Raw genomic sequence first — 21,382 nt, 5'->3', positions numbered from 1 at the left:
CGCCGTCCTCAGGCGAACCGTTCCACCCTCGCGGGCTTCCTACGAACGGGGTACACCGGGAGGTGCCTCAGGCGCCGGGGACGCCGGCCGTCTCCATCAGCCCGCTCACCTCGGTGCCGGGCGGTGTCAGCAGGAACACGTTCCGGTCGACGCGGTGCATCCCGCTGCCCAGGCCGAAGACCACGCCGGTGCTGAAGTCGAGCACCCGCTTGGCGACCTCGTTCTCCGCGCCCGTCAGGTCCAGCAGCACCGGGATGCCCGCCATCAGGGTCTCGGCGACCTCGCGGGCGTCCCCGAAGACGTTGACCCGCAGGACGACGAAACGCCGGCGCGGCTCGGTCACCGCCTCTGGCATCGCACGGTGGTCCACCGCCGACGGCCAGGCGTCACGCCCCCTCAAAGGCACGACCTGGGCGAGCCCCTCCCACTGTTCATCGGTGACGTCGTAGCTGTTCACCGGCTCACCCCGACCTGACTCGCCCTCAATGCCTGCACCAGCCAATTCTTACGCCAAGTCACCCGTTCGGCCCAACACCGACACGGCCCGCGACCGCATCGGGCGCGTCGTCGCCGGACGCGGACGGCGTCGGCGGCGGTGCCGGGACGGCTCGCCGGGCACGGGTACCCGGACCGCCCGGACCCTTGCCCGGCCCGCGTGCGACTCCGCCGGACGGGTGACAGACTGATGGCTCGGGCCGGGCAGTCCGTGGCGAAGAGCCCGGATACGGGCGGAAAAGTCCAGGGCACACAGGAACGGCCCTGGTACGCCCCCAGCCCCGGGCTCATGGTCGGACGTGCGGACGGCGGTGACTTCTGGTGACAGCGAGCGACGAGGCGGAGGCGGTTGCCCCGGTGCCGGGCGGGCCCGCCGGGCAGACGGTCGTGGTCGTGGGCGGCAGTTCGGGCATCGGCCTGGAGACCGCCCGGCAGGTGCGGGCGGCCGGCGGCGACGTGATCCTCACGGCCCGCGACCCCGGGCGTCTGGAGCGGGCCGCCGAGGAGCTGAAGCCGTTGAGCACCGCCGCGTTCGACGCCATGGAGGCCGACCGTCTGGAGGGATTCCTGCGGGAGCTGCCCGGTCAGGTCGACCACGTGATGGTGACGGCGGGCAGCCCCTCGTACACCCCGCTCGCCGACCTCGATCTGACCGCGGGCGGCCGGGACTTCGGCGCGCGGCTCGCGATGCTGCTCGCGGCGGGACGGGCCTGCCGGGACAAGGTCAGGCCCGGCGGGACGCTGCTGTTCATCGGCGGGACCGGTGCGCGCCGCCCCGCCCCCGGCATGGCGGTGATCGGCGCGCTCACCGCGGCCCTGCCCGCGCTGGCCGCGAACCTGGCCGTGGAGATCGCCCCGGTGCGGGTGAACCTCCTCGCCGCGGGCTTCGTGGACACGCCCCTGTCGGCGTCCCTCCTCGGGGAGCGACTTGAGGAGCGCCGCGAGGAGTTGCGCCGCACACTGCCCATCGGGCGGGTCGTCGGACCGGGCGACGTCGCCTCCCTCGCGCTGCACATCATGGCCAACGGCGCCCTCACCGGCGCCACCTACGACATCGACGGCGGCCAGCAGCTCGTCGCGCACTGAGCGCCCGACGTGCCGGCGTACGGCCGCACCCAGCCGTCGTCCGCCCCGCGCCCCGCCGCCCTCCGAGACGGGAGCCCCACAACCATGGACATGAAACTCGAGGTCGTCGTGGTGCCGGTGTCCGACGTCGACCGGGCGAAGGACTTCTACACGGCGCTGGGCTGGCGGCTCGACGCGGACGTCCCCACGGACGACTCGTTCCGGGTCGTTCAGATGACCCCTCCGGGCTCACCGGCGTCGGTCATCTTCGGAACCAACGTGACCGAGCAAGCGCCGGGCACGGCACGGGGTCTGCACCTGGTGGTCGACGACATCGAGGCGGCCCACAGCGAGCTGAAACGGAACGGCGCCGAACCGAGCGAGATCTTCCACGACGCCGGGGGCGTCTTCCACCACGGCGGCACGGACGCGCGGGTGCCGGGCCCCGACCCGCAGCGCGGCAGCTACGGCTCGTTCCTGTCGTTCAGCGACCCGGACGGCAACGGGTACGTGCTCCAGGAGATCACCACCCGGCTGCCGGGCCGACTGGACCCCTCGACGACGGCGTTCGCGTCGGCCGACGACCTGGCGGGCGCCCTGCGCCGGGCCGCCGCCGCGCACGGCGAGCACGAGGCCCGTACCGGCGCGGAGGACCCCGACTGGCCGGACTGGTACGCCCGGTACATGGTCGCCGAGCAGTCGGGGGCGGAGCTGCCGGACTAGAGGCGCACCTCACGGACGTTCTTCGAGCAGTTTGGCGAAGGCCGCGGCGACCCTGGCGACGGCGGGGTCGCCGTCCCGGGACAGCCGGTCCAGCACCTCGCGCCCGCCGGGACCGGGCAGTTCGACCAGCGCCTGCGTGAGACGGATACGGGTCGCGGAGTCGGCGCCGGGGGCGGCGAGTTCGCCGGTCAGGGCGGCCAGGACGCGGTCGGCGCAGGCCGGGTCCTCGGACAGCGCGCCGAGGACGTCCGCCGCGTCGACGTCGTTGACGCCGTCGACCACCATGCCGACGAGCACGGGTACGGCCGCGGTCGTGCCCCGGCGGCCCAGCGTGAGGGCGGCCGGGCGGCGGACCGCCGGGTCCGGGTCCGCGAGCGCGTCCTCCAGCGCGGCCGCCGCCTGGGGGACCTCGGCCAGGTCTGTGAGCGCCCGCACGGCCCGCAGCCGGACGGCGGGGTCGTCGTCGTGCAACGCGGCGGCCAGGGCGGTCACCCCGGCGTCCCCGGCCCGCGCGAGCGCCCAGCGCAGGGCGCCCGACACGACCGGGTCGGGCTCGGCCAGGACGGCTTTGGCCAGCAGCTCGGCGGGGACGGGGACGTCGTCCTGCCGGGCGAGGACGGCCTGTTGCCGGCGCGCGGCATGGGGTGAGTCCAGGCCCTGCATGAGGGCGACGACCCGCAGGACGTCCTGCCAGTCGGCGGGGGCCGACGCGTCGATGGCATGGAGCCGTTCGAGCAGTTCCCGTTCCCGGTCCAGCCGCTCCCGGGTCCACCGGATGAGGTCGCCGACCAGGGCGTCCGGGGTGAAGGCCGGGTCGCCCAGCGCCTGCGCGACCTGGTGGAGGGAGAGGCCGAGGGACCGCAGGCTCTCCACGTGGAAGATCCGGCGCACGTCCTCGGCGGAGTACTCGCGGTACCCGCCGACGGTCCGCCCGGTGGGCCGCACCAGGCCGAGGGCGTCGTAGTGCCGGAGCATCCGGGCACTGACCCCGGAGCGCCGGGCGACCTCACCGATCAGCATGGGGCGGTCCCCTGGGCGGCCGTCGGGTCCGGGGCGGGCCGGGCGGCCCTCTCCGGGCCGAGGGCGACGATCCGTTTGGCCTCGTCCACCACCGCGTCGAAACCGGTCTCCGGGCGCTCGCGGAGCAGTTCGGTGGCGGCGGCGTGCGTGGCCACCGCCGGGTCGGGGCCGGCGGCGGCCCGCTCCAGGGCCGGCCGGGTCACCTCCCCGAGGTCGATGAGCGCCCGGCTCAGGCTCAGCCGTACGGCCCGGTCGCCGCGGCCCAGCTGCCGGACCAGTTCACCGGCCAGGTCCACGCGGGTCTCCTCGTCGTCCGGTGCGAGGGCGACCGTGACACGCCAGGCCGTCCGGGCCACCTCGTCGTCCCGGTCGTGCAGCAGCGCGCGCGGGATCCATGTCCACGCGGTCCTGTCGCCGATCTTGGAGAGCGTGTGCAGGGCCTGGGCGCGCGCCTGGGCACGGTCGGCGTCGAGTTCCCGCCGGACCCTGGCCAGGGTCGGACCGGACGGCAGGCGGGTCAGGGCCCAGGACAGCATGTCCCGTACGAAGAAGTCCGGTTCGACCGCGCAGCGCTCGACCAGGGCGTCCAGCAGGCCGGGGTCGGCGGACGAGCCGGCCGCCAGGGCCGCCTTGAGCCGGACCGACGGGTCGTCGGCGCCCAGGGCAGCGCTCAGGCGGGCGGTGTGCGGGGTCGTGTGTGTCGGGTCGATCGGGACCACCTCCTGCACCCAGGGGACACCTTGCCACCGTGTGAAGGTCAAGGCGCGCGGTGCTCCCGGCGGGGTGGAGGCCGACGGGGTGGGGGCCGACGGGGTGGGGGCCGATCGCGGTCGTCGCGACGGGGTGGGGTGGATCGCGGTCCTCGCGGCGAGGCGGTCGCCGGATCGCAGTCCTCGCGGCGCGTGGTGGCCGGCTCTCAGGGCCCACGCGGCGGGGTGGAGGCAGGCTCACGGCCCACGCGACGGTCCTAGCTCACCCCCGGCTCGCGCGGCGAGGTCGTGACCGGCTCGCGCCACCGTTCAGGGCCCGACGCCCCCCGCCCCGTCCGGCGCCGTCGTCATGATGTGGCGGGTGCGGGCGCGGAGCAGCTGGTGGGTGCGGTCGTGGTCGTTGCGGGGGTGCCACGCCATGCCCACGGTCAGGGGCGGCAGTTCGAGCGGGATCGGGAAGGTGTGCAGCCCGAGCGTGCGCAGCATGGACCGTCCGAGTCCGGCCGGGGCGACGCCGACGACGTCGGTCTCGCGGGTCAGGAAGAGGGCGGTCGCCACGCTGGGGACCACGGCGACCACGCGCCGGCTCAGCCCGGCCTCGGCGAGCCGTTCGTCGATGGGGCCGTGCGCCCGGCCGCGCCGGGACACCACGACGTGGTCGGCGGCGGCGAAGCGTCGCGGTGTCACCGTCCGCGCCTTCGCGAGGGGGTGGTCCGGGCGGACGACGCCGGTCAGCGTCTCCGTGAGCAGCGTCTCGGAGCGGATCTCCGGGTGCCCCTGCCGGACGATCCCGACCTCCAGGTCCACCAGGCCCTCGCGCAGCGCCGGGGTGTCCTCCAGGCTCTCCGGGCGCAGCCGCAGGGAGATGCCGGGCGCCTCGGCCCGCAGGTCGTCGAGGAGGCGCGGGATGAACGTCGTGGACAGCATGTCGCCGACCTGCAGGTCGAACGTGCGGACGGCGGTGCGCGGGTCGGCGGTGCCCGACGGCGCGAACAGGGCGCGGGCACGGCTGGTGACCGCCTGCACCTCGCCGCGCAGTTCCAGCGCCCTGGGCGTCGGTACGAGGTCGCGTCCGGCCCGTACGAGGAGCGGGTCGCCGAAGGCACGCCGCAGCCGGGCCAGGGCGCGGCTCATGGCCGGGGGCGAGGTGTGCAGCCGTTCCGCCGCCCTGGTCACGCTGTTCTCGGCGAGCAGGGCGTCCAGGGCCTCGATGAGGTTCAGGTCGACGTGGTCCACCCGTCGATTATCAGGATCGGAAAGAGTCTGTATCAAGGTTGCACTGGTCGGAATCGGTGTCCGTTCCTACGGTCGGTCGTGGACACCCCAGCGACTGGAAGGCGGACCTGATGATCACTCGTGACGTCCCGGCGGCGGACGGAGACTCCGTCGCCCGGGAGCGCCGCCCGCGGCGCATGACCTTCGCGGAGGTGCGGGCCCGGATCGGCGAGCCCGGGGACCTGGTGAAGCGCAAGAACCACGACCGGCTCGGCCATCACGCGCGCCGTTTCATCGCCCACTCCCCCTTCGCGGCCCTGGCCACGTCGGACGCGGCCGGGCTGCCGGACAGTTCACCGCGCGGCGACCACCCGGGGTTCGTCAAGGTGCTGGACGAGCGCACGCTCGCGATCCCCGACCGGCCGGGCAACAACCTCGCCGACTCGTTCCGCAACCTCGCCGAGAACGACGGGATCGGACTGATGTTCATCGTCCCCGGCGTGCGGGAGGTGCTGCGGGTCAACGGCCGCGCCTACCCCACCGACGACCCGGAGGTCCTCGCCCGGATGCGCGTCGACGGGAAGGAGGCGCGGCTGGCGATCGTGGTGGACGTGGAGGAGGTCTTCTTCCACTGCGGCCGGGCGCTGATCCGCTCCCGGATGTGGGATCCGGCGAGCCAGGCCCTGGCGGACGAGCTGCCGTCGATCGGGGAGATCGCCGCCGACCAGATGCGGGTCGACGCCGATCCGGCCGTGCTGACCGAGATGCTCGAACACGACTACCGGCGTCTGTACTAGGGGGGTCCGACCATGCAACGCACGGTCCTCGAGAAGGCCGAGCCCGTCGCACGGGGCGTCGTGTCCCTGCGTCTGCGGGGCGCCGACGGCCCGCTGGCCCCCTGGGAGCCCGGCGCGCACGTCGACCTGTCCCTGCCGAACTGGCTGACCCGGCAGTACTCGCTCTGCGGGGACCCGGACGACGAGGAGACGTACCGGGTCGCCGTCCGGCACGACCGGCTCAGCCGGGGCGGCTCGGAGTACATCCACCTGTACCTCGGCGAGGGGCACCCGGTCGACGTCTCCCTGCCCCGGAACACCTTCCCCCTGCTGCCCGCGCCGGAGTACCTGTTCGTGGCGGGCGGCATCGGCGTCACACCGCTCATGCCCATGCTGAGGGCGGCCGTCGCGTCGGGGGCCTCGGCGCGGCTGCTGTACGTGGGCCGGTCGCGGGACAGCATGCCGTTCGCCGGCGAGCTGCGGGCGGCGCACGGCGACCGGGTCCGCGTCCATGCCACGGAGGAGCTCGGCCGGCCCGACCTCGCCGCGGAGGCGGCGGCGCTGGGCCCGGGGGCCCTCGTGTACTGCTGCGGCCCGGCGCCGATGCTCGACGCGGCGGAAGCGGTGTTCCCGCCGGAGCGCCTGTACGTGGAGCGGTTCCGGCCGGCGCGGAGGGGGTTCGCGCCGGACGAGCCGTTCGACGTGCGCTGCGCCCGCTCCGGCCGCGACGTCCGCGTCGAGGCGGAGGACTCCCTGCTGGACGCGCTGCGGCACGCGGGGTTCCCGGTGCCGTCCGGGTGCCGTGAGGGGGTGTGCGGCAGTTGCGAGGTCGTGCTCCTGGACGGCGAACCGGAGCACCGGGACGACATCGGCGCACCGCCCGGCCGGATGTACGCCTGCGTCTCGCGGGCGCGCTCGGCCAGGCTCACCCTGGACCTGTGACGGGCGGGACGGTGCCACACTGGAGGGCGTGACGGAGACGGACCGGCAGCTCGACCGGCGCATGGAGCGGGCCATCATCGGCCTGCTGGAGCGCCGCGCGGCCACGTCGTCGATCTGCCCGTCCGACGCCGCGCGTGCCGTGTACGACGGGGACGACGACGGCTGGCGGGCCCTGATGGAACCGGCCCGCCGGGCGGCCTGGCGGCTGGTGGCGGAGGGCAGGGTCGAGGTCACCCAGGGCGGCCGGCCCGTCGCGGAGGACGAGGCCCGCGGCCCCCTCCGCATCCGCCGCGCGGGCTGGTGACGATCTCCCCCGCACCCCTGCCCCCGCTCCTGCCCCCGCTCCTGTCCGCAACCTGTCACGCGGAATCTTCCCGGCACTCGGCCACCTTTGGCCATGAACCGCCCCCCGGCCATCTATCCGCGTAGACGAACAGCCGCCACACTGAAGCCGCACTCGCACGAGCACGGCCGTCGTGCGCCGCACGGCGGTACTTCCGGCATGCCCCCCACTCGGGCAACGCCCATGCATGGAGGACAAGTTGTTCGCTGAGAGACGGCTCCGCGCGGCTCTGACCGCGCTCGCGCTGAGCGGCCTGGCCCTGACCACCCTTCAGGGAACCGCGGGGGCGGCCGACGCCCCCACGGCACCGGCCTCCGCCCCCGCCAAGAGTTCGCCCGTCGCCGGGATCGAGGCCACGACGGCCCGCGCGTTCGCCCGCACGCTCGCCGAGCCCGCCTGGCGCAAGCAGGTCGCGGCGGCGACGCTGGCCGACGAGGACGTGGACCTGCTGGCCCTGACGGCGAAGTCCCGTACCGCGTCCGTGAAGACGTTCCGGAGCACCCTCGCCGGCGCCGAGTCGGACGTGGCCCGCGCGAAGGGCCTCGGCACGGAGGCGCCGCCCCTGCTCCGGGTGAGCCTCGCCGGCCCGTCGGCGAAGGCGGCCGACCTCGCCCGCACCACCCCGCTGGTCGCGTCGGCACCGTCCGAGGACGCCCGGGTCGTCGTGGCGTACGACAGCGCGGGCAAGGCGCACGAACTGGACGCGACGAAGGCGCCGGACCGGCCCGTCTACGTCGTCGGCGTCGACGGGCAGACGGCGCTGGAGGCCGGCCTGAAGGTCATCGACAGGCAACTGGCCGCCCGGGGCCTGTCCAGCCCAGGCCTCAGCACATCCGCGGCCGCCTCCGGCTTCTGGACGACCCGGATCAAGTCGATCAGCGTGGCGGACGTCAAGGAGCCGTGGTTCAAGGGCGACGCGGAGATGTTCGGCCTCGTCACCGGCTTCGGCACGGACGGGAAGGTCCGCGTCGACACGGTCACGATGCCGTACCTCGACGACGAGGGCACGACGTACTACCCGGGCCAGATCCTGGTCAACTGGTCGAACTACAAGTACAACCTGGCCGACGTCGTCCTCATGGAGGACGACGGCGACACCAACTACTCGTCCCTGGCCAAGGCACTCGCCGCGGTCCTGCTGACGATCACCGACCAGGGCGCGTACATCCCGCTGGTCGACGCCATCATCGACGCCATGCCCGCGTCCTGGTGGACCGACGACCCGGACTACGTCGACGCGTTCTACACCCTGGCCCGCGAGACCACCGGCACCCGCACGGGCGCCTCGGCGAACGCGCGGATGACGGTGGAGCGGTACTTCGTGTCCGAACTCTGACCCTCCGAAGCGCCACCCGGCCCCGCGCGGGCCGGGTGGCGGCCGGCTCCGCGGGGGCAGGGGCCGCACGTCGGCCCCCACCCGGCCCCCCGAACAGGGCCGTTGGGCCCTACCGGCCCCCCGCCCCCCTCCGCCGATCATGAAGCGCGGCCGGGAAGGGCCCGCTCAGACCCGCATCGAGCACTTCCCGGCCGTGCCCGTGACGCGAGCACAGTGGGAGGGACGTCGTCCGGTGGACGAGGCACAGATACGACAGGTGGGGACCCGGCGTCCGCAGACCGCGGCCCCGGCGGCCGGACGGGTGGAGGGGGCGCCGGCCAGGCCGACGTGGGTGGAGTGGCTGACGACCACCGACCACAAGAGGATCGGGACGCTGTACCTGGTCACCGCGTTCGCGTTCTTCGTCGTCGGCGGTGTCCTGGCGCTGCTGATGCGCGCCGAACTCGCCCGTCCAGGGCTGCAGATCATGTCGAACGAGCAGTTCAACCAGGCGTTCACGATGCACGGCTCGATCATGCTGCTGATGTTCGCGATGCCGCTGTTCACCGGCTTCGCCAACTGGATCATGCCGTTGCAGATCGGCGCGCCCGACGTGGCGTTCCCCCGGCTGAACATGCTGGCCTACTGGCTGTTCCTGTTCGGGTCGCTGATCGCCGCGTTCGGGTTCCTGACGCCGGGCGGCGCCGCCGACTTCGGGTGGTTCCTGTACGCGCCGCTGTCCGACGCCGTGCACTCGCCGGGGCTCGGCGCCGACCTGTGGATCATGGGCGTCGCCCTGTCCGGCTTCGGCTCGATCGCGGGTGCCATCAACTTCATCACGACCATCATCTGTATGCGCGCCCCCGGCATGACCATGTTCCGGATGCCGATCTTCACGTGGAACGTGCTGCTCACCGCCGTACTGATCCTGATCGTCTTCCCGGTCCTCGCGGCCGCGCTGTTCGCGCTGGAGTGCGACCGCAAGTTCGGCTCGCACGTCTTCGACTCGGCCAACGGCGGGGCCCTGCTGTGGCAGCACCTCTTCTGGTTCTTCGGCCACCCGGAGGTGTACATCCTGGCGTTGCCGTTCTTCGGGATCGTCTCGGAGGTCGTCCCGGTCTTCTCGCGCAAGCCGATGTTCGGCTACATGGGTCTGATCGCGGCGACCATCGCGATCGCGGGCCTCAGCGTGACCGTGTGGGCGCACCACATGTACACCACGGGCGGGGTGCTGCTGCCGTTCTTCTCCTTCATGACGTTCCTGATCGCGGTGCCGACCGGCGTGAAGTTCTTCAACTGGATCGGCACGATGTGGAAGGGCAGCCTGTCCTTCGAGACGCCGATGCTGTGGACGACCGGCTTCCTGGTCACGTTCGTCTTCGGCGGCCTGACGGGCGTCATCCTGGCCTCGCCGCCGATGGACTTCCATCTCTCCGACTCGTACTTCGTCGTGGCGCACTTCCACTACACGGTCTTCGGCACGGTCGTGTACGCGATGTTCGCCGGGTTCCACTTCTGGTGGCCGAAGTTCACCGGCAGGATGCTCGACGAACGACTCGGGAAGATCACGTTCTGGACGCTGACGGTCGGCTTCCACGCCACCTTCCTGGTCCAGCACTGGCTGGGCGCCGAGGGCATGCCCCGCCGCTACGCCGACTACCTCGCGGCCGACGGCTTCACCCTCCTCAACACCCTCTCCAGCATCGGGTCGTTCCTCCTCGGCCTCTCCCTCCTGCCGTTCCTCTACAACGTCTGGAAGACCGCGAAGTACGGCGAGCCGGTCACGGCCGACGACCCCTGGGGCTACGGCCGTTCCCTGGAGTGGGCCACCTCCTGCCCGCCGCCCCGGCACAACTTCCGCACCCTGCCCCGGATCCGCTCCGAGTCCCCGGCGTTCGACCTGCACCACCCGGAGATCGCCGCGCTCGGACTCGGCCAGGCGGCGAGGTAGGCCGTGCCGCACGCCGTTCTCGCCCTGGGGACCGCGACGGTGACCGCGGCCGGCTGGGTCTGGTACGTCCCGGCGTTCGCCGATCTGCGGGCGGGCGCCGACCGGCCCCGCTCGCGCCGCACCGCGGCGGCGTCCTGCGTCAGCGGCTGGAGCACGGCCGCGATCACCGCCGTACTGCTGCTCCTGACCGAGGCGTGGTGGATCCCGTGCGGCGCCGCCGTCGCCGGCCTGCTGGTCACGGCCGTCCTGCGGACAGTCGCGATGGTGACCCGGCGGAGGGAGGTCCGGGAAGCCGCCTGCCGGTGGCGGGAGTTGGGCGGTTCGGGCCTGCCGCTGCCGCCGGCCGACCGATCCCGGTACGCCGTCGCCGTCCTCGTCGGCACAGGGCTGGCGGCGGCCGCCGTCACGGCGGCGGTCCGGCTGGCCGTGGGTCTCGACGACACCTCGGACCGGCTCGCGGCGGTCACGGCGCCGGCCGCCGTCTTCACCCTCTTCCTCACCCTGGCCGTGGCCCACACCCGCACGACCCGCCGCCGGGCCCGCTTCCCGGCAGAACGCTCACGCCTCCGGTGACACCTCCATGACGGCGGCTGCGATGCCGCGGTGCCGGGCGGCACCATGCGCGAAGTCGGGGACGCGGGACGTGCCTTCCCGCAGGTCGTCCAGGAACTGCCGGTAGGCGTGGGCGACCGCGTACGCCGCCGCGTCGGCCCGGGCGTCCAGCCCCGCGACGCGGACGTACCGCTCCGGCACCGCCAGGGGCTCCAGTGCGGTGGACGAGCCGCGTCCGCCCTCCAGGGTGAGCGGGCTGAGCTGCGGATGGCCGACCGGGGCCGTGACGACGAGGTCGCCTTCGGTGCCGTTGATCTCCCAGCGGAAGGGGGTGGCCCGGGACAGGCCGCCGCGGTAGTGGACGGTGACCACCGCGCCGCCCGGCAGCCTTCCTTCGGCCACCACCTGGTCCGGGGCGGTCATCGGCACGGGCCGTCCGGTCGCGGTGTCGACGGCCGCCGTACGCCGTGACACCTGCCGGACGCGCAGTTCCCCGGGCTCCCCCAGGACCGACGCGAGGCCGTCGAGGGCGTGGCTGAAGGGAATCGTCAGCAGGGTGGCGCCGTTCGCGGCGTCGAGCACATAGTGGTCACCGGGCCCGACAGAGCCGCCCCAGGCGCCTCCCGAGCCGACCATCGTCGTGGACAGCACCTCCCCCACATAGCCGTCGGCCACGAGATCCCGCAGGTGGGCGAGGGCGGGGTGCGACCGTGCCTGCAGGCCGACGACCGTCGGGACGCCGCGGGCGCGGGCCCACCGCTCCATCTCCTCGGCCTCCGCGAGCCCGTTGCCGAGCGGCCACTCGCACAGCACACTCTTGCCGGCGTCCAGCGCCGTCCGCACCAGCTCCCGGTGGTACGGCACCTTCACCGCCACGACGACCAGGTCCACCTCGTCACAGGCCACCAGCTCGGCGGCCGTCCCGAACGTACGGGCCACCCCGTGCCGCACCCCGGAGCGCTCCGCCGACCGCGCGGAACTGGTACTGAGGGCCCTCACCTCGTAGCCGGGTACGGCGCGCAGGGCGGGCAGATGGGACCGCTCCGCCCAACTCCCCCGCGCTCCCAGCCCGATGATCCCTACGCCGATCGGCTTCCCGGCCCGGGCCTGCTCGGCGAGCGGGGAGTCGGCCGCGGTTCCTCCGGTCATGATGCGTCACCTGTCTTCATCGGGTGGGCCGGGCGTTCGCTGTCCAGCAGGGCCATGAGGGGTGCGGCGTAACGGCTTCCGGCCGCCGCGCCCGCCGGGACGGCCTGGTCGATCCGGTCGAGGTCGGCCTGGGTCAGCGTGACGTCGACGGCCGCCAGGGCCTCCTCGACGCGGTGCGGCCGGCGGGCGCCCAGGACGGCCACGACCGTGAGGTCGCCCTGGCTCCGCGTGAGCACCCAGGCGGTCGCGAGCTGCGCGACGCCGATGCCGTGGGCGTCGGCGAGCGGCCGCAGCCGGTCGACCAGGGCGAGGTTGGCGGCGAGGTGGCCGGGCCGGAGACGGGGCAGCCATGAGCTGCGCGGGTCGCCTCCGGCGGGCGGCCGGTAGGTGCCGGTGAGCAGGCCGTGGCCGAGGACGCCGTAGGCGGTGACGCCGATGCCCAGCTCACGGCAGGTGTCGAGGATGCCGTTGGTCTCGGGGTCCCGGCTGAACAGGGAGTACTCGATCTGTACGTCGTGGATCGGGTGCACGGCGTGGGCGCGGCGGATGGTCCCGGGCCCCACCTCGGAGAGGCCGATGTGGCGGATGTGCCCGGCCTGGACGAGGTCGGCGAGGGCACCGACCGTGTCCTCGATCGGGGTGTCGGGGTCGAGCCGGGCCGGGCGGTAGATGTCGATGTGGTCGGTGCCGAGGCGCCGGAGCGAGTAGGCGAGGGCGTTCTTCACATGGGCGGGGCGGCCCTCGACGCCGACGATGTGCCCGTCGGGGTCGCGCAGAGCGCCGAACTTGACGCTGAGGACCGCCTTTTCGCGGTCGGCGGCGCTCAATGCGCGGCGGATGAGGTCCTCGTTGTGGCCCATGCCGTAGAAGTCGGCGGTGTCGAGGAGGGTGACGCCGGCGTCGAGGGCGGCGCGCAGGGTGGCGAGGGCGTCGGTCTCGTCGGCGGGGCCGGTGTGGTCGGACATGCCGGCGCAGCCGAGCGCGAGGGGGGCGACCTGGGGGCCGCCGGTTCCTAGGGGTCGGGTTCGCATGGGTCCTTCCGGCGGGATGAGGTGACGAGAGTGGCGAGCGTGGCCGTCAGGGGACGGCGCCGCGGCGGGCACCGCCTGCTAGCGTTGACATCTCAACACTAGAAAGGGGTTCGTTGACATGTCAACACCGGACGCCGAGACCCCCGGCCCGGACGCGGCCGTACCGGATCCCGTCGCCCTGTGGTCCGCCTTCAAGCGCGCGCACGAACTCGTCCGGGCTCGCGTGATCGCGGACGCCGCCGACGCGGCCGGCCTCTCCGAACCGGACCTGACGATCCTCGCCGAGCTGAACAAGGCGGGCGGCTCCCTGCGCCAGAGCGAACTGGCCACGGCCCTCGGCTGGGACCGCACCCGCGTCTCCCACCAGCTCACCCGGATGGGCAAGCGCGACCTCGTCGCCCGCGAACGCGCCGGCGGCGTCACCGTCACCCTCACCGCCACCGGCCGCGAGGCCATCACGGCCGTGCACCCCGGCCTGGAGGCGGCGGTCCGCCGCCACTTCACGGACCGGCTGTCGGCAAAGGAGGTCGGGGTGCTGGAGTCGATCCTGGGCAGGCTGTAGGGCCGCCGGGACGACACGACAGCGCGAAGCCCCGCGCCGGACAGACGCGGCGCGGGGCGGGACGGTACCGGAAGACGTCAGGCCGTGCGTTCCAGGGTGTAGTGCCGCCGCAGCTCCTCGACGTGCGCGAGGACGGCCGGGTCGGCCGCGGCGCGGGCGATGTCGGTCATCGTCCGCCACACGAAGTTCTCCCCGCCGTCGGAGCGGAAGTGCCGCTTGATGACGATGCTGAAGACCTCGTTGACCGTCTCCGGCGTGAGGATGTCGGCGAGGGCCATCAGACCGGCGTGCTCGGCGTCGGTGAGCGGCGGGCGCTTCACCGTACGGTCGTCGGGGATCCCGGCGTCGGGGCCCGCTCCCCGGACCGTGGTCAGCGGCTTGGAGGACGGCACGTCCACGAAGTCGAACATCAGGTGCACGCGCTCCTGGGAGGAGAGCACGGCCACGGAGTGGATCTCCGAGGCGTCGAGGAACCACACCTCGCCCCGGCGCATGCGGTAGACGGTGTCGCCCTCGTTGAAGAAGCAGTCCTCGTTGGTGACGAGGGGGATGTGCATCCGGTGGGCGTTGCGGGTCTCGTCGGCGAGTTCGGACAGTTCGAGCAGGTCACGGTGCGGGATGATCACGCTGTTCTGCACCTTGGCCAGGCGCACGAAGTTGAGCCGGTCCAGGTCGGCGACGTCCTCGATGAGTTCCCGGAGATAGGGCAGGCGGTCGGCGAACGGGGTGAAGGCCGCGGGCCGTTCGTGGTCGTAGTGCGTGACCACACCGTCACCGGCGTCTCCGCCGCGGGCGAAGAGCATGCAGCTCTTCCAGGCACCGCCGAAGACGTAGTCGCTGTACGCCTCCGACCACGTCAGGGAGTCGGTCTGTGCCAGGTCCTCGGTGAGCCGGGCGTCGTCGAGGGGGGTGTCCCCCACGTAGTGGGTGCGCATCGGATCAGGCAGTCCTTCTGTGTCGGAACCGGTTGTCTCCTGGTACGGCCGTCGGGTCCTCCCCACCGGCCCGGTCAGGCGCCGCGATGCCTGTCGAGGTCCTCGGCGACCTTGTCCAGCACGTCCTCGCTGCCCTTGAAGGGCTCGTCGGGCCGGGGCCACTGCACGACGAGGTCGGTGATGCCGGCCTCGGCGAAGCGGCCGGCCGCGTCGAAGAACGCCGCGGGAGAGTCGAGGACGCCGCCGACGGTGGGTCCGGCGACGAGCAGCCGGGACACGGTGGACGGGTCGCGGCCGACCTCCCCGCAGGCCTTCTCCAGTTCCTCCACCTGCCGGCGCAGCACGGGCAGGGCCTCTTCGTAGGGTGCGTCGGCGAACCGGTTGGGCTCGCCGGTGGTGACCCAGTACGAGGCGTGCCGGGCTGCCAGGCGCATGCCGCGCGGGCCGGACGCGGCGACCGCGAACGGGACGCGGGGCTGCTGCCGGCACAGCGGCTGGGAGTGCACCTCGTCGGCCAGGTAGTAGCGGCCGTCGAACGTGGTCACCGGCTGTGTGAGAAGCCGGTCGGTCAGCTCCACGTACTCCGCGAACCGTTCGGTGCGCTCGCGCCGGCTCCACGCGGTGCGGCGGGTCATGCGGGAGTCGAAGCCCTCGGCGCCGGCGCCCAGGCCGAGGATGATGCGGCCGTCGGAGATGTCGTCGAGTCCGGTGACGTCCTTGGCGAGGTGCACCGGGTGACGCAGGTTGGGCGAGGCGACCAGCACGCCGAGGCCGATGCGCTCGGTCGCCACGGCCGCCGCGGTCAGCGTCGGGACCATGGTGAACCACTCCTTGGCGCGGAACGCCCGCCAGTTGAGGTGGTCGTAGGTCCAGGCGTGGTCGAAGCCCATCTCCTCGGCCCTGACCCACTTGTGGCGCGCCGTGCGCCAGCGGTCCTCAGGGACGATCATGACGCCGAATCTCATCGGTCCCCCTCGTCGGACAGGCCCGGGTCGATGTTGAAGTTGAAGCGGAAGAGGTTCTGCGGGTCCAGGCGCCGTTTGAGATCGACGAGGCGCCGCCACCGCCGGCCGTACGCCGCGCGGACGCCGTCGCTGCCCTCGTCGTTGAGGAAGTTGACGTACTGGCCGACCGCGTGGGGCGCCATGGCGTCGCTGAAGTCCCGCACCCAGCCGACGTGCCGGTCCCGGTCGCCGCGGCCGGGCTCCCACGCGCCGAACATGTTGATGTTGTGGCCGGCGTGCCGGGGGCCGAAGGCCGTGCCGGTGTCGGACACCCGGCCGATCGCCCCGCCGAGGTGGTAGATCGGTACGGCCGACAGCGGCGAGGTGATCCGCGACGCGTGGTCCACGACGGTGTCGATGACCTGGTCGTCGAGCGTCCCGAAGTCCACCGACCGCCAGTAGTACTCCTTGCCCGGCGGTGAGGTGCGGTCGACCATCCGCTGCAGGTCCACGTACGGCATGGGCGCGACCGAGTCGAGCAGCGCGGACCCGAACGCCCGCAGCGGACGCAGGAACCTCTCCCCCTCCTCCGGGTCGGCGCCGGACCAGCACACGTTGAGGGCCACGACCGGCGAGCCGTGCAGGTGCCGGGGGACGGCGGGCACCGGCGGGCACAGCCGGAGGTTGAGGATCGTGCCGAGTTCGTCGGGGGCGTCCGCGATGAGGTCGCGGTAGAGGGTGAGGAACCGGGGCGCGACATCGAGCGGGTGGATGATCATGCCGCCGAGGACGGTCGGCCCGGCCTCGTGCAGCCGGAAGCCGAACCTGACCACGACCCCGAAGTTGCCGCCGCCGCCGCGAAGGCCCCACAGCAGCTCCGGGTCGGTGGTCTCGTCGACCCGCAGGAGACCGCCGTCGGCGGTGACCACGTCGGCTTCCACCAGGTTGTCCACGGTGAGCCCGCAGCGGCGCATGAGGTGGCCGATGCCGCCGCCGAGGGCGAGTCCGCCGACGCCGGTCTCGCTGACGATGCCGCCCGTGGTCGCCAGTCCGTGTGCCTGGGTGGCCCCGTCGACGTCCTGCCACAGCGCTCCGCCCTGCACGTGCGCCAGCCGGCGGTCGAGGTCGATCTCGACGGACCGCATCGCGCGCAGGTCGACGACCAGTCCGCCGTCGCAGGTCCCGTGGCCGGCGACGCTGTGGCCGCCGCCGCGCACCGCGACGGGCAGTCCGCGCTCGGCGGCGAAGACGACGGCGGCCCGCACGTCCGTCACGTCGGCGCAGCGCGCGATCAGCAGGGGGCGCCGGTCGATGTCGGCGTTCCAGACCTGCCGTGCCTCGTCGTAGCGCGGGTCTTCGGGGGTGATGAGTTCGCCGTGCAAGGCGCCGGCGAGTTTGTCCGTGTCGCCGGTCGTCAGGGTGTCCAAAGCCGTCGTCCCTCCGGTCCTAGTCGCGCGGTGACGGGATCGTCGTCCGGCGGATCGTCGCGGCCACGTCCCGCAGGGTGTCGTGCATCAGCCGGGCCGCGTCGGGTTCGACGCCGAGGGCCGCCCTGCATTCGTCACGCAGCCGGAAGGTGAGCAGCGAGTGGCCGCCCAGCTCGACGAACGTGTCCAGCACGCTGATGGAGGACCGGCCGAGGACCCGGTGGTAGATCCGGACGAGCGCCGCTTCGAGTTCGTCGGCGGGCGGCTCGACGGGCCGCTCCCGCTCGGTGAGTTCCTGCCAGATCTTGATCAGTTCGCCCTGGTCGATCTTGCCGTTGACCGTCGCCGGCAGGTAGTCGACCGGCACCACCCGGTCCGGGCGCATCTGTGCGGGCAGGACTTCCGCGGCGTGGGCGAGCACCGCCGCCGGGTCCAGCTCCGCGGCGGTGCCCTGCCCGGCGGGCACGACGAAGGCGAGCAGGCGCAGCGGCTGCCCGTGGGCGAGTACGGCGCAGTCGGCGACGGCGGGGTGCGCGGCGAGCACCGACTCGACCTCGCCCGGCTCGATGCGCAGCCCCCGGATCTTGACCTGCCGGTCGATCCGGCCGAGGTGCTCCAGCGCGCCGTCCGGCCGCTGGCGGACGAGGTCGCCGGTGCGGTACATCCGTGAGCCGGGCGGGCCGTAGGGGTCGGCGACGAACCGCTCCGAGGTCTGGGCGGCCTGCCCCCAGTAGCCGTCGGCGAGTCCGACCCGTCCGCTGATGTACGCCTCGCCGGGCGTGCCGACGGGGACGAGGTCGAGGTTGGAGTCGAGGACGGTCACCCGGAAGTTGTCGGCGGGGCGGCCCACGGGAACGGTGCCCTCGACCGAGCCGACGTCGACGATGTTGTCGGTGACCGGCCCGGCCTCGGTCGGGCCGAAGGCGTTGACGAGCTGGCTGCCGGGCAGGACGGCGGCGAAGGACTCGGGGATGCGGGGGCTCATCGGTTCGCCTCCGCACACCACCCACTTGAGCGCCTTCGGCGCGGCCACGGCCAGTTCCTCCAGGTAGGCCGTCATCATCGTCGGCACCAGGAAGACCAGTGACACGTCGTGGTCGCGGGTGAGCCGGGCCAGATGGCGCGGGTCCCGTTCACCGCCGGGACGGCAGATGACGAGCCGGGCGCCGTGGTAGAGCGGCCAGAACAGTTCCCAGATGGAGATGTCGAACCCGGGGGACGCCTTGAACAGCGCCGTGTCGCCCGGCTGGTACGGGTACTGCTGCTGCATCCAGAGGATGTTGGCGAGCGCGGCCTCGGTGCGGGACACGACACCCTTGGGCCAGCCGGTTGGCCCGCTCGTTGAGTTCCCGGTAGCTGACGGTCGTGCCGTCCTCGTCCTGGAGGGCGACGGCGTCCGGGGTGCGCTCGGCCTGCTCCTCGAAGGGGCCGGCCATCGTGCGGTACCGGATCACCGGCTCGCGGTGCGGGTTGAGGCCGTGCAGGATGCGGTCGCGTTCCTCCGGCCCCACCAGGGGATGGCTGAGCATCGGCGCGTCCGGATCGTCCGTCAGGCCGGTGAGCAGCGTGCGGAAGGCGTGGGCCCAGGCCTGCGGGGTGGGCACGTCGGACGCGTCGGTGAGGGACTCGACGTACAGGTTCCGGCCGGTGGCGCCGATGAGCAGGCTCACGGCGACCGGGGGCTCCTCGGCGGGGTCCGCGGCGGGCGGTGCCTCGGTCCGGGCGGCCTGCCGCAGGGCGTCGCGGAAGGTCGTCTCGACGTCCGGTGTGCCGGGGCCGGGCACGACCGCGTCGGCCTCCTGCCGGGTGATGCGGACCCGGCACGCCGTGCCGGGGTGCGGCAGCCGGGTGGCGAGGACACCCGCGCACAGGGAGAGCGCGGTGAACTCGTCGACGCCGGCCGCCGCGGCGAGGGAGCGCAGGCCGTCCAGCGCGTCGGCCGGCAGGGGGATCGGCCCGATGCAGTCGGTCCTGGCGAGCAGCCCCTTCACGACGCGGCCCCTTCCAGGAGGACGCAGGCGTAGAAGCCCGGCGCGAGGGACTGCGCGAGGTACGTCCGCCCGGCGCGGATGCCGACGCGCTCGTGGTGATCGGCCAGGTTGATCATCCAGTCGGCGTTGCCGCAGTGCCCGTAGGCGGCGAGTGTCTCGGTGAAGTGCAGCCGGTCCGGCGGCAGTCCGGCCGAGGAGGCGTTGAAGAGTGTCAGCGGTTTGTACAGGTTGGCGGCGAACACCCGTTCCAGTTGCCCGCGTTGCCGTCGGCCGGCGCGCAGGGCGGCGGCCAGGGCGCGGTCGGCGACGGTCTTGCGGGACGCGAACGTGTCCTGGCCGCGCAGCCCCTCCGGGTCCGCCTTGACGGCGGACGAGACGAGCCGGACCAGGCCGGGCTCGTGCCGGGTGAGCGTGCAGGCGACGGCGGCGTCCCCGAACAGGGCGTAGGGGCGCACCCGGTCACGGTCGTCCGGCACGAAGTCCAGGGCGACCATGACCACATGGGTGACGTCCGGATCCGTGAACAGGTCCCGCGCGTGCCGCAGGGCGGTGAGCGAGCTGCAGCACCGCTGGTAGGACACCAGGTGCGGTACGCAGTCGTCCAGGCCGCAGGCGAGCAGCACCTGTTCGGCGAAGTCGGACGGCAGCAGGGCGAGCGTCGGGTCACTGGTGGCGAGGACGAGGTGACCGACGTCCGAGGGGCGCGCCCCCGAGCCGCCCATGCTGCGGCGCACGGCGTCGACGACGTGGTCGAGCACCGGCCGGTTCATCTTCCGGTAGGTGCCGCACCCCATGTCGCCGAAGTCCGTGCCGAACGATGCGGTCTGCCACAGGGCGTCGAAGCCCGGGATGTTCTCCGGCTTGTTCTCCAGGTCGCCGAAGACGCATGCGAACGACCCGATGCCGATGGTTTCGAGATCCGAGATCATGGTTCCTTCGATCGGCCGAGCGGACGGGACTGCCGACGCCGGGCTCCGCGACAGCGGGGTCAGGTCCGGGGCGCCACCGCCGCGCTCGCGTCGATCTCGCGGAGCACGGAGAGGATGCCCTCGACGTCGCCCAGCCGGGAGACCCATTCCGGCTGCATGGTCACGGAGTTGCCCGTGTACTCCTCGATGTACCTCACGAGGATCAGGACCATGTTGAGCGAGCTGATGCCCAGATCGGCGCGGGTCGTCGCGCCTTCCACCTGCTCGGGGGTGAGGTCGGCGGTCATGGGCTGCTTGGCGAGGAAGTCGGCGAACTTGCGCCGGTAGTCGTCGGTGGTCATCAGTCCACCTTCGGGAACGGGAACCCGTTCAGGTTCTCGGTGTGGATGCGGTTGTGGCCCCACCGGTCCTCGCCGGAGACCAGGACGCTGCCGTGGTAGTCGAGGCTGATGGCGTCACCGAACCCGCTGAGGCTGTCGATGTTCTCGTAGACCCGCACCGACGGCGAGACGTACCGGGTGGCGAGGCCGAGCCGCTTGGTGTCGCTGACGTTCGGCAGGGAGCCGTGGATGCACTTGGCCAGGAAGATCACGAACTGGCCGGGCTTCATGGGCATGGTGACGATCTCGCCGGCGTCCGGGTCCCAGTCGGGGTCGAGCTGCAACTCCGAGTAGTCGTAGCCGAAGAAGTCGTGGGACTTGCTCTCCACGTTCCGCGACATGGGCTTGGTCTCGTCGTAGTACCACTTCTTGTGGCTGCCGGGGATGAACCGGAGGCAGCCGTGCTCCTCGTCCGCGTCCGAGAACGCCGTCCACACCGTCAGCTCCTGCGTGGCGGCGGTGCTCTCCTCGGTGTAGCGCAGCGAGGGGTAGGCGACCGACTCCGACTCGAAGACCGTGAAGGCCTCCACCTGGTGCCAGCCCGTGCCGGCCTCGCCCGGCTGCTTCTCGAAGATGTTCGTCTTCCAGCAGATGATGTCGTCCCCCATCAGGCTGCGCAGCTTGTGCACGACCGTGGGGTGGGCGATGTGCCGGGAGAGGGTGTCGCAGTCCAGATGGCGGTCGTAGTTGATGATGGTCGACTCGTGCGGCTTGTTGCGCGAGGTCACCATCTCGATCATGGCCTGGTTCCAGTGCAGCCGGGCCTCGTCCTCCGAGTAGAGGTCGAACGGCCCGATGAAGCCGTTCTCCTGGAAGGACTTCACCTGCTCGGGTGTCAGTCCTTGAGCCGCCGTCTTGCTGATGCCTTCAGCCACCATGTCTTCCTTTCGCGAAAGGCGCCCACGGGTTTGAGCCACCTGGAATGAG

Annotated in this window: 22 protein-coding genes; 9 read left to right on the top strand and 13 right to left on the bottom strand. The window is 72.8% G+C overall.

The features are described from left to right. Nucleotides 1–67: 67 nt before the first annotated feature. Nucleotides 68–457 (bottom strand): cell division protein SepF, encoded by a 390-nt coding sequence (locus F8R89_RS26960; protein ID WP_192806243.1) that lies wholly within the window; start codon nucleotides 455–457, stop codon nucleotides 68–70. Between the two features lie 359 nt (nucleotides 458–816). On the opposite strand from F8R89_RS26960, the gene F8R89_RS26955 reads away from it, so the two are divergent. After that, nucleotides 817–1,581 carry an SDR family oxidoreductase gene (locus F8R89_RS26955; RefSeq protein ID WP_151786367.1) on the top strand — a complete coding sequence of 255 codons (765 nt, stop codon included), beginning with the start codon at nucleotides 817–819 and terminating at the stop codon, nucleotides 1,579–1,581. An 84-nt stretch (nucleotides 1,582–1,665) separates the two neighbouring features. Then, nucleotides 1,666–2,283 (top strand): VOC family protein, encoded by a 618-nt coding sequence (locus tag F8R89_RS26950; RefSeq protein WP_151786366.1) that lies wholly within the window; start codon nucleotides 1,666–1,668, stop codon nucleotides 2,281–2,283. Between the two features lie 9 nt (nucleotides 2,284–2,292). Here F8R89_RS26950 and F8R89_RS26945 read toward each other — a convergent pair whose 3' ends face one another. From F8R89_RS26945 to F8R89_RS26935, 3 genes are all read right to left on the bottom strand, one after another. After that, a complete protein-coding gene (locus F8R89_RS26945; protein ID WP_151786365.1) occupies nucleotides 2,293–3,303 on the bottom strand; it encodes a HEAT repeat domain-containing protein in 1,011 nt (336 codons plus the stop codon). After that, on the bottom strand, nucleotides 3,297–4,031 hold the full coding sequence (locus F8R89_RS26940) for a HEAT repeat domain-containing protein (RefSeq protein WP_151786364.1): 735 nt from the start codon (nucleotides 4,029–4,031) through the stop codon (nucleotides 3,297–3,299). Before F8R89_RS26940 ends, F8R89_RS26945 begins: the two co-directional genes overlap by 7 nt. A gap of 291 nt (nucleotides 4,032–4,322) precedes the next feature. After that, a complete protein-coding gene (locus tag F8R89_RS26935; RefSeq protein ID WP_151786363.1) occupies nucleotides 4,323–5,249 on the bottom strand; it encodes a LysR family transcriptional regulator in 927 nt (308 codons plus the stop codon). 110 nt (nucleotides 5,250–5,359) lie between these two features. On the opposite strand from F8R89_RS26935, the gene F8R89_RS26930 reads away from it, so the two are divergent. From F8R89_RS26930 to F8R89_RS26905, 6 genes are all read left to right on the top strand, one after another. Continuing rightward, nucleotides 5,360–6,025, top strand: a complete 666-nt coding sequence (locus F8R89_RS26930) for an MSMEG_1061 family FMN-dependent PPOX-type flavoprotein (protein ID WP_225994503.1) — start codon at nucleotides 5,360–5,362, stop codon at nucleotides 6,023–6,025. A gap of 12 nt (nucleotides 6,026–6,037) precedes the next feature. After that, a complete protein-coding gene (locus F8R89_RS26925) occupies nucleotides 6,038–6,946 on the top strand; it encodes a PDR/VanB family oxidoreductase (RefSeq protein ID WP_151786362.1) in 909 nt (302 codons plus the stop codon). 28 nt (nucleotides 6,947–6,974) lie between these two features. After that, nucleotides 6,975–7,250: a DUF3253 domain-containing protein gene (locus F8R89_RS26920; RefSeq protein WP_151786361.1), complete on the top strand. Its 276-nt coding sequence runs from the start codon at nucleotides 6,975–6,977 to the stop codon at nucleotides 7,248–7,250. A gap of 238 nt (nucleotides 7,251–7,488) precedes the next feature. After that, nucleotides 7,489–8,625 carry a DUF3103 family protein gene (locus F8R89_RS26915; protein WP_225994502.1) on the top strand — a complete coding sequence of 379 codons (1,137 nt, stop codon included), beginning with the start codon at nucleotides 7,489–7,491 and terminating at the stop codon, nucleotides 8,623–8,625. Nucleotides 8,626–8,857: 232 nt separating this feature from the next. After that, entirely contained in the window at nucleotides 8,858–10,555 is a 1,698-nt protein-coding gene (gene ctaD / locus F8R89_RS26910; protein ID WP_151786359.1) for a cytochrome c oxidase subunit I, read from the top strand. Between the two features lie 3 nt (nucleotides 10,556–10,558). Beyond that, nucleotides 10,559–11,128: a hypothetical protein gene (locus F8R89_RS26905; protein ID WP_192806242.1), complete on the top strand. Its 570-nt coding sequence runs from the start codon at nucleotides 10,559–10,561 to the stop codon at nucleotides 11,126–11,128. Here F8R89_RS26905 and F8R89_RS26900 read toward each other — a convergent pair. Together F8R89_RS26900 and F8R89_RS26895 are read right to left on the bottom strand one after the other, a co-directional pair. After that, nucleotides 11,114–12,256, bottom strand: a complete 1,143-nt coding sequence (locus F8R89_RS26900; protein WP_151786358.1) for a Gfo/Idh/MocA family protein — start codon at nucleotides 12,254–12,256, stop codon at nucleotides 11,114–11,116. The genes F8R89_RS26905 and F8R89_RS26900 overlap by 15 nt on opposite strands. After that, nucleotides 12,253–13,287 carry an aldo/keto reductase gene (locus F8R89_RS26895; protein ID WP_151786357.1) on the bottom strand — a complete coding sequence of 345 codons (1,035 nt, stop codon included), beginning with the start codon at nucleotides 13,285–13,287 and terminating at the stop codon, nucleotides 12,253–12,255. The genes F8R89_RS26900 and F8R89_RS26895 overlap by 4 nt, the downstream gene beginning before the upstream one ends. 118 nt (nucleotides 13,288–13,405) lie before the next feature. On the opposite strand from F8R89_RS26895, the gene F8R89_RS26890 reads away from it, so the two are divergent. Further along, nucleotides 13,406–13,849, top strand: a complete 444-nt coding sequence (locus F8R89_RS26890; protein WP_151786356.1) for a MarR family winged helix-turn-helix transcriptional regulator — start codon at nucleotides 13,406–13,408, stop codon at nucleotides 13,847–13,849. Between the two features lie 77 nt (nucleotides 13,850–13,926). Here the strand turns inward: F8R89_RS26890 and F8R89_RS26885 are convergent, their stop codons facing one another. From F8R89_RS26885 to F8R89_RS26850, 7 genes are all read right to left on the bottom strand, one after another. Continuing rightward, nucleotides 13,927–14,784 carry an aspartyl/asparaginyl beta-hydroxylase domain-containing protein gene (locus F8R89_RS26885; RefSeq protein ID WP_151786355.1) on the bottom strand — a complete coding sequence of 286 codons (858 nt, stop codon included), beginning with the start codon at nucleotides 14,782–14,784 and terminating at the stop codon, nucleotides 13,927–13,929. 74 nt (nucleotides 14,785–14,858) lie between these two features. Then, on the bottom strand, nucleotides 14,859–15,734 hold the full coding sequence (locus F8R89_RS26880; protein WP_318841308.1) for an LLM class flavin-dependent oxidoreductase: 876 nt from the start codon (nucleotides 15,732–15,734) through the stop codon (nucleotides 14,859–14,861). A gap of 11 nt (nucleotides 15,735–15,745) precedes the next feature. Further along, nucleotides 15,746–17,155, bottom strand: coding sequence for an FAD-binding oxidoreductase (locus F8R89_RS26875; protein WP_151786353.1), 1,410 nt, complete (start codon nucleotides 17,153–17,155; stop codon nucleotides 15,746–15,748). Between the two features lie 19 nt (nucleotides 17,156–17,174). Further along, nucleotides 17,175–18,464: a non-ribosomal peptide synthetase gene (locus F8R89_RS26870; RefSeq protein WP_151786352.1), complete on the bottom strand. Its 1,290-nt coding sequence runs from the start codon at nucleotides 18,462–18,464 to the stop codon at nucleotides 17,175–17,177. 678 nt (nucleotides 18,465–19,142) lie between these two features. Then, a complete protein-coding gene (locus tag F8R89_RS26860) occupies nucleotides 19,143–20,075 on the bottom strand; it encodes a hypothetical protein (RefSeq protein WP_151786350.1) in 933 nt (310 codons plus the stop codon). A gap of 59 nt (nucleotides 20,076–20,134) precedes the next feature. Continuing rightward, on the bottom strand, nucleotides 20,135–20,416 hold the full coding sequence (locus F8R89_RS26855) for a hypothetical protein (protein ID WP_151786349.1): 282 nt from the start codon (nucleotides 20,414–20,416) through the stop codon (nucleotides 20,135–20,137). Further along, entirely contained in the window at nucleotides 20,416–21,333 is a 918-nt protein-coding gene (locus F8R89_RS26850) for a chlorinating enzyme (RefSeq protein ID WP_192806241.1), read from the bottom strand. The genes F8R89_RS26855 and F8R89_RS26850 overlap by 1 nt, the downstream gene beginning before the upstream one ends. Nucleotides 21,334–21,382: the final 49 nt, after the last annotated feature.

The sequence above is a fragment of the Streptomyces sp. SS1-1 genome (genome assembly GCF_008973465.1).
Classification (GTDB): domain Bacteria; phylum Actinomycetota; class Actinomycetes; order Streptomycetales; family Streptomycetaceae; genus Streptomyces.
Note: the sequence above shows the minus strand (reverse complement) of the source record. Positions and strands in the feature narration are given on the sequence as shown.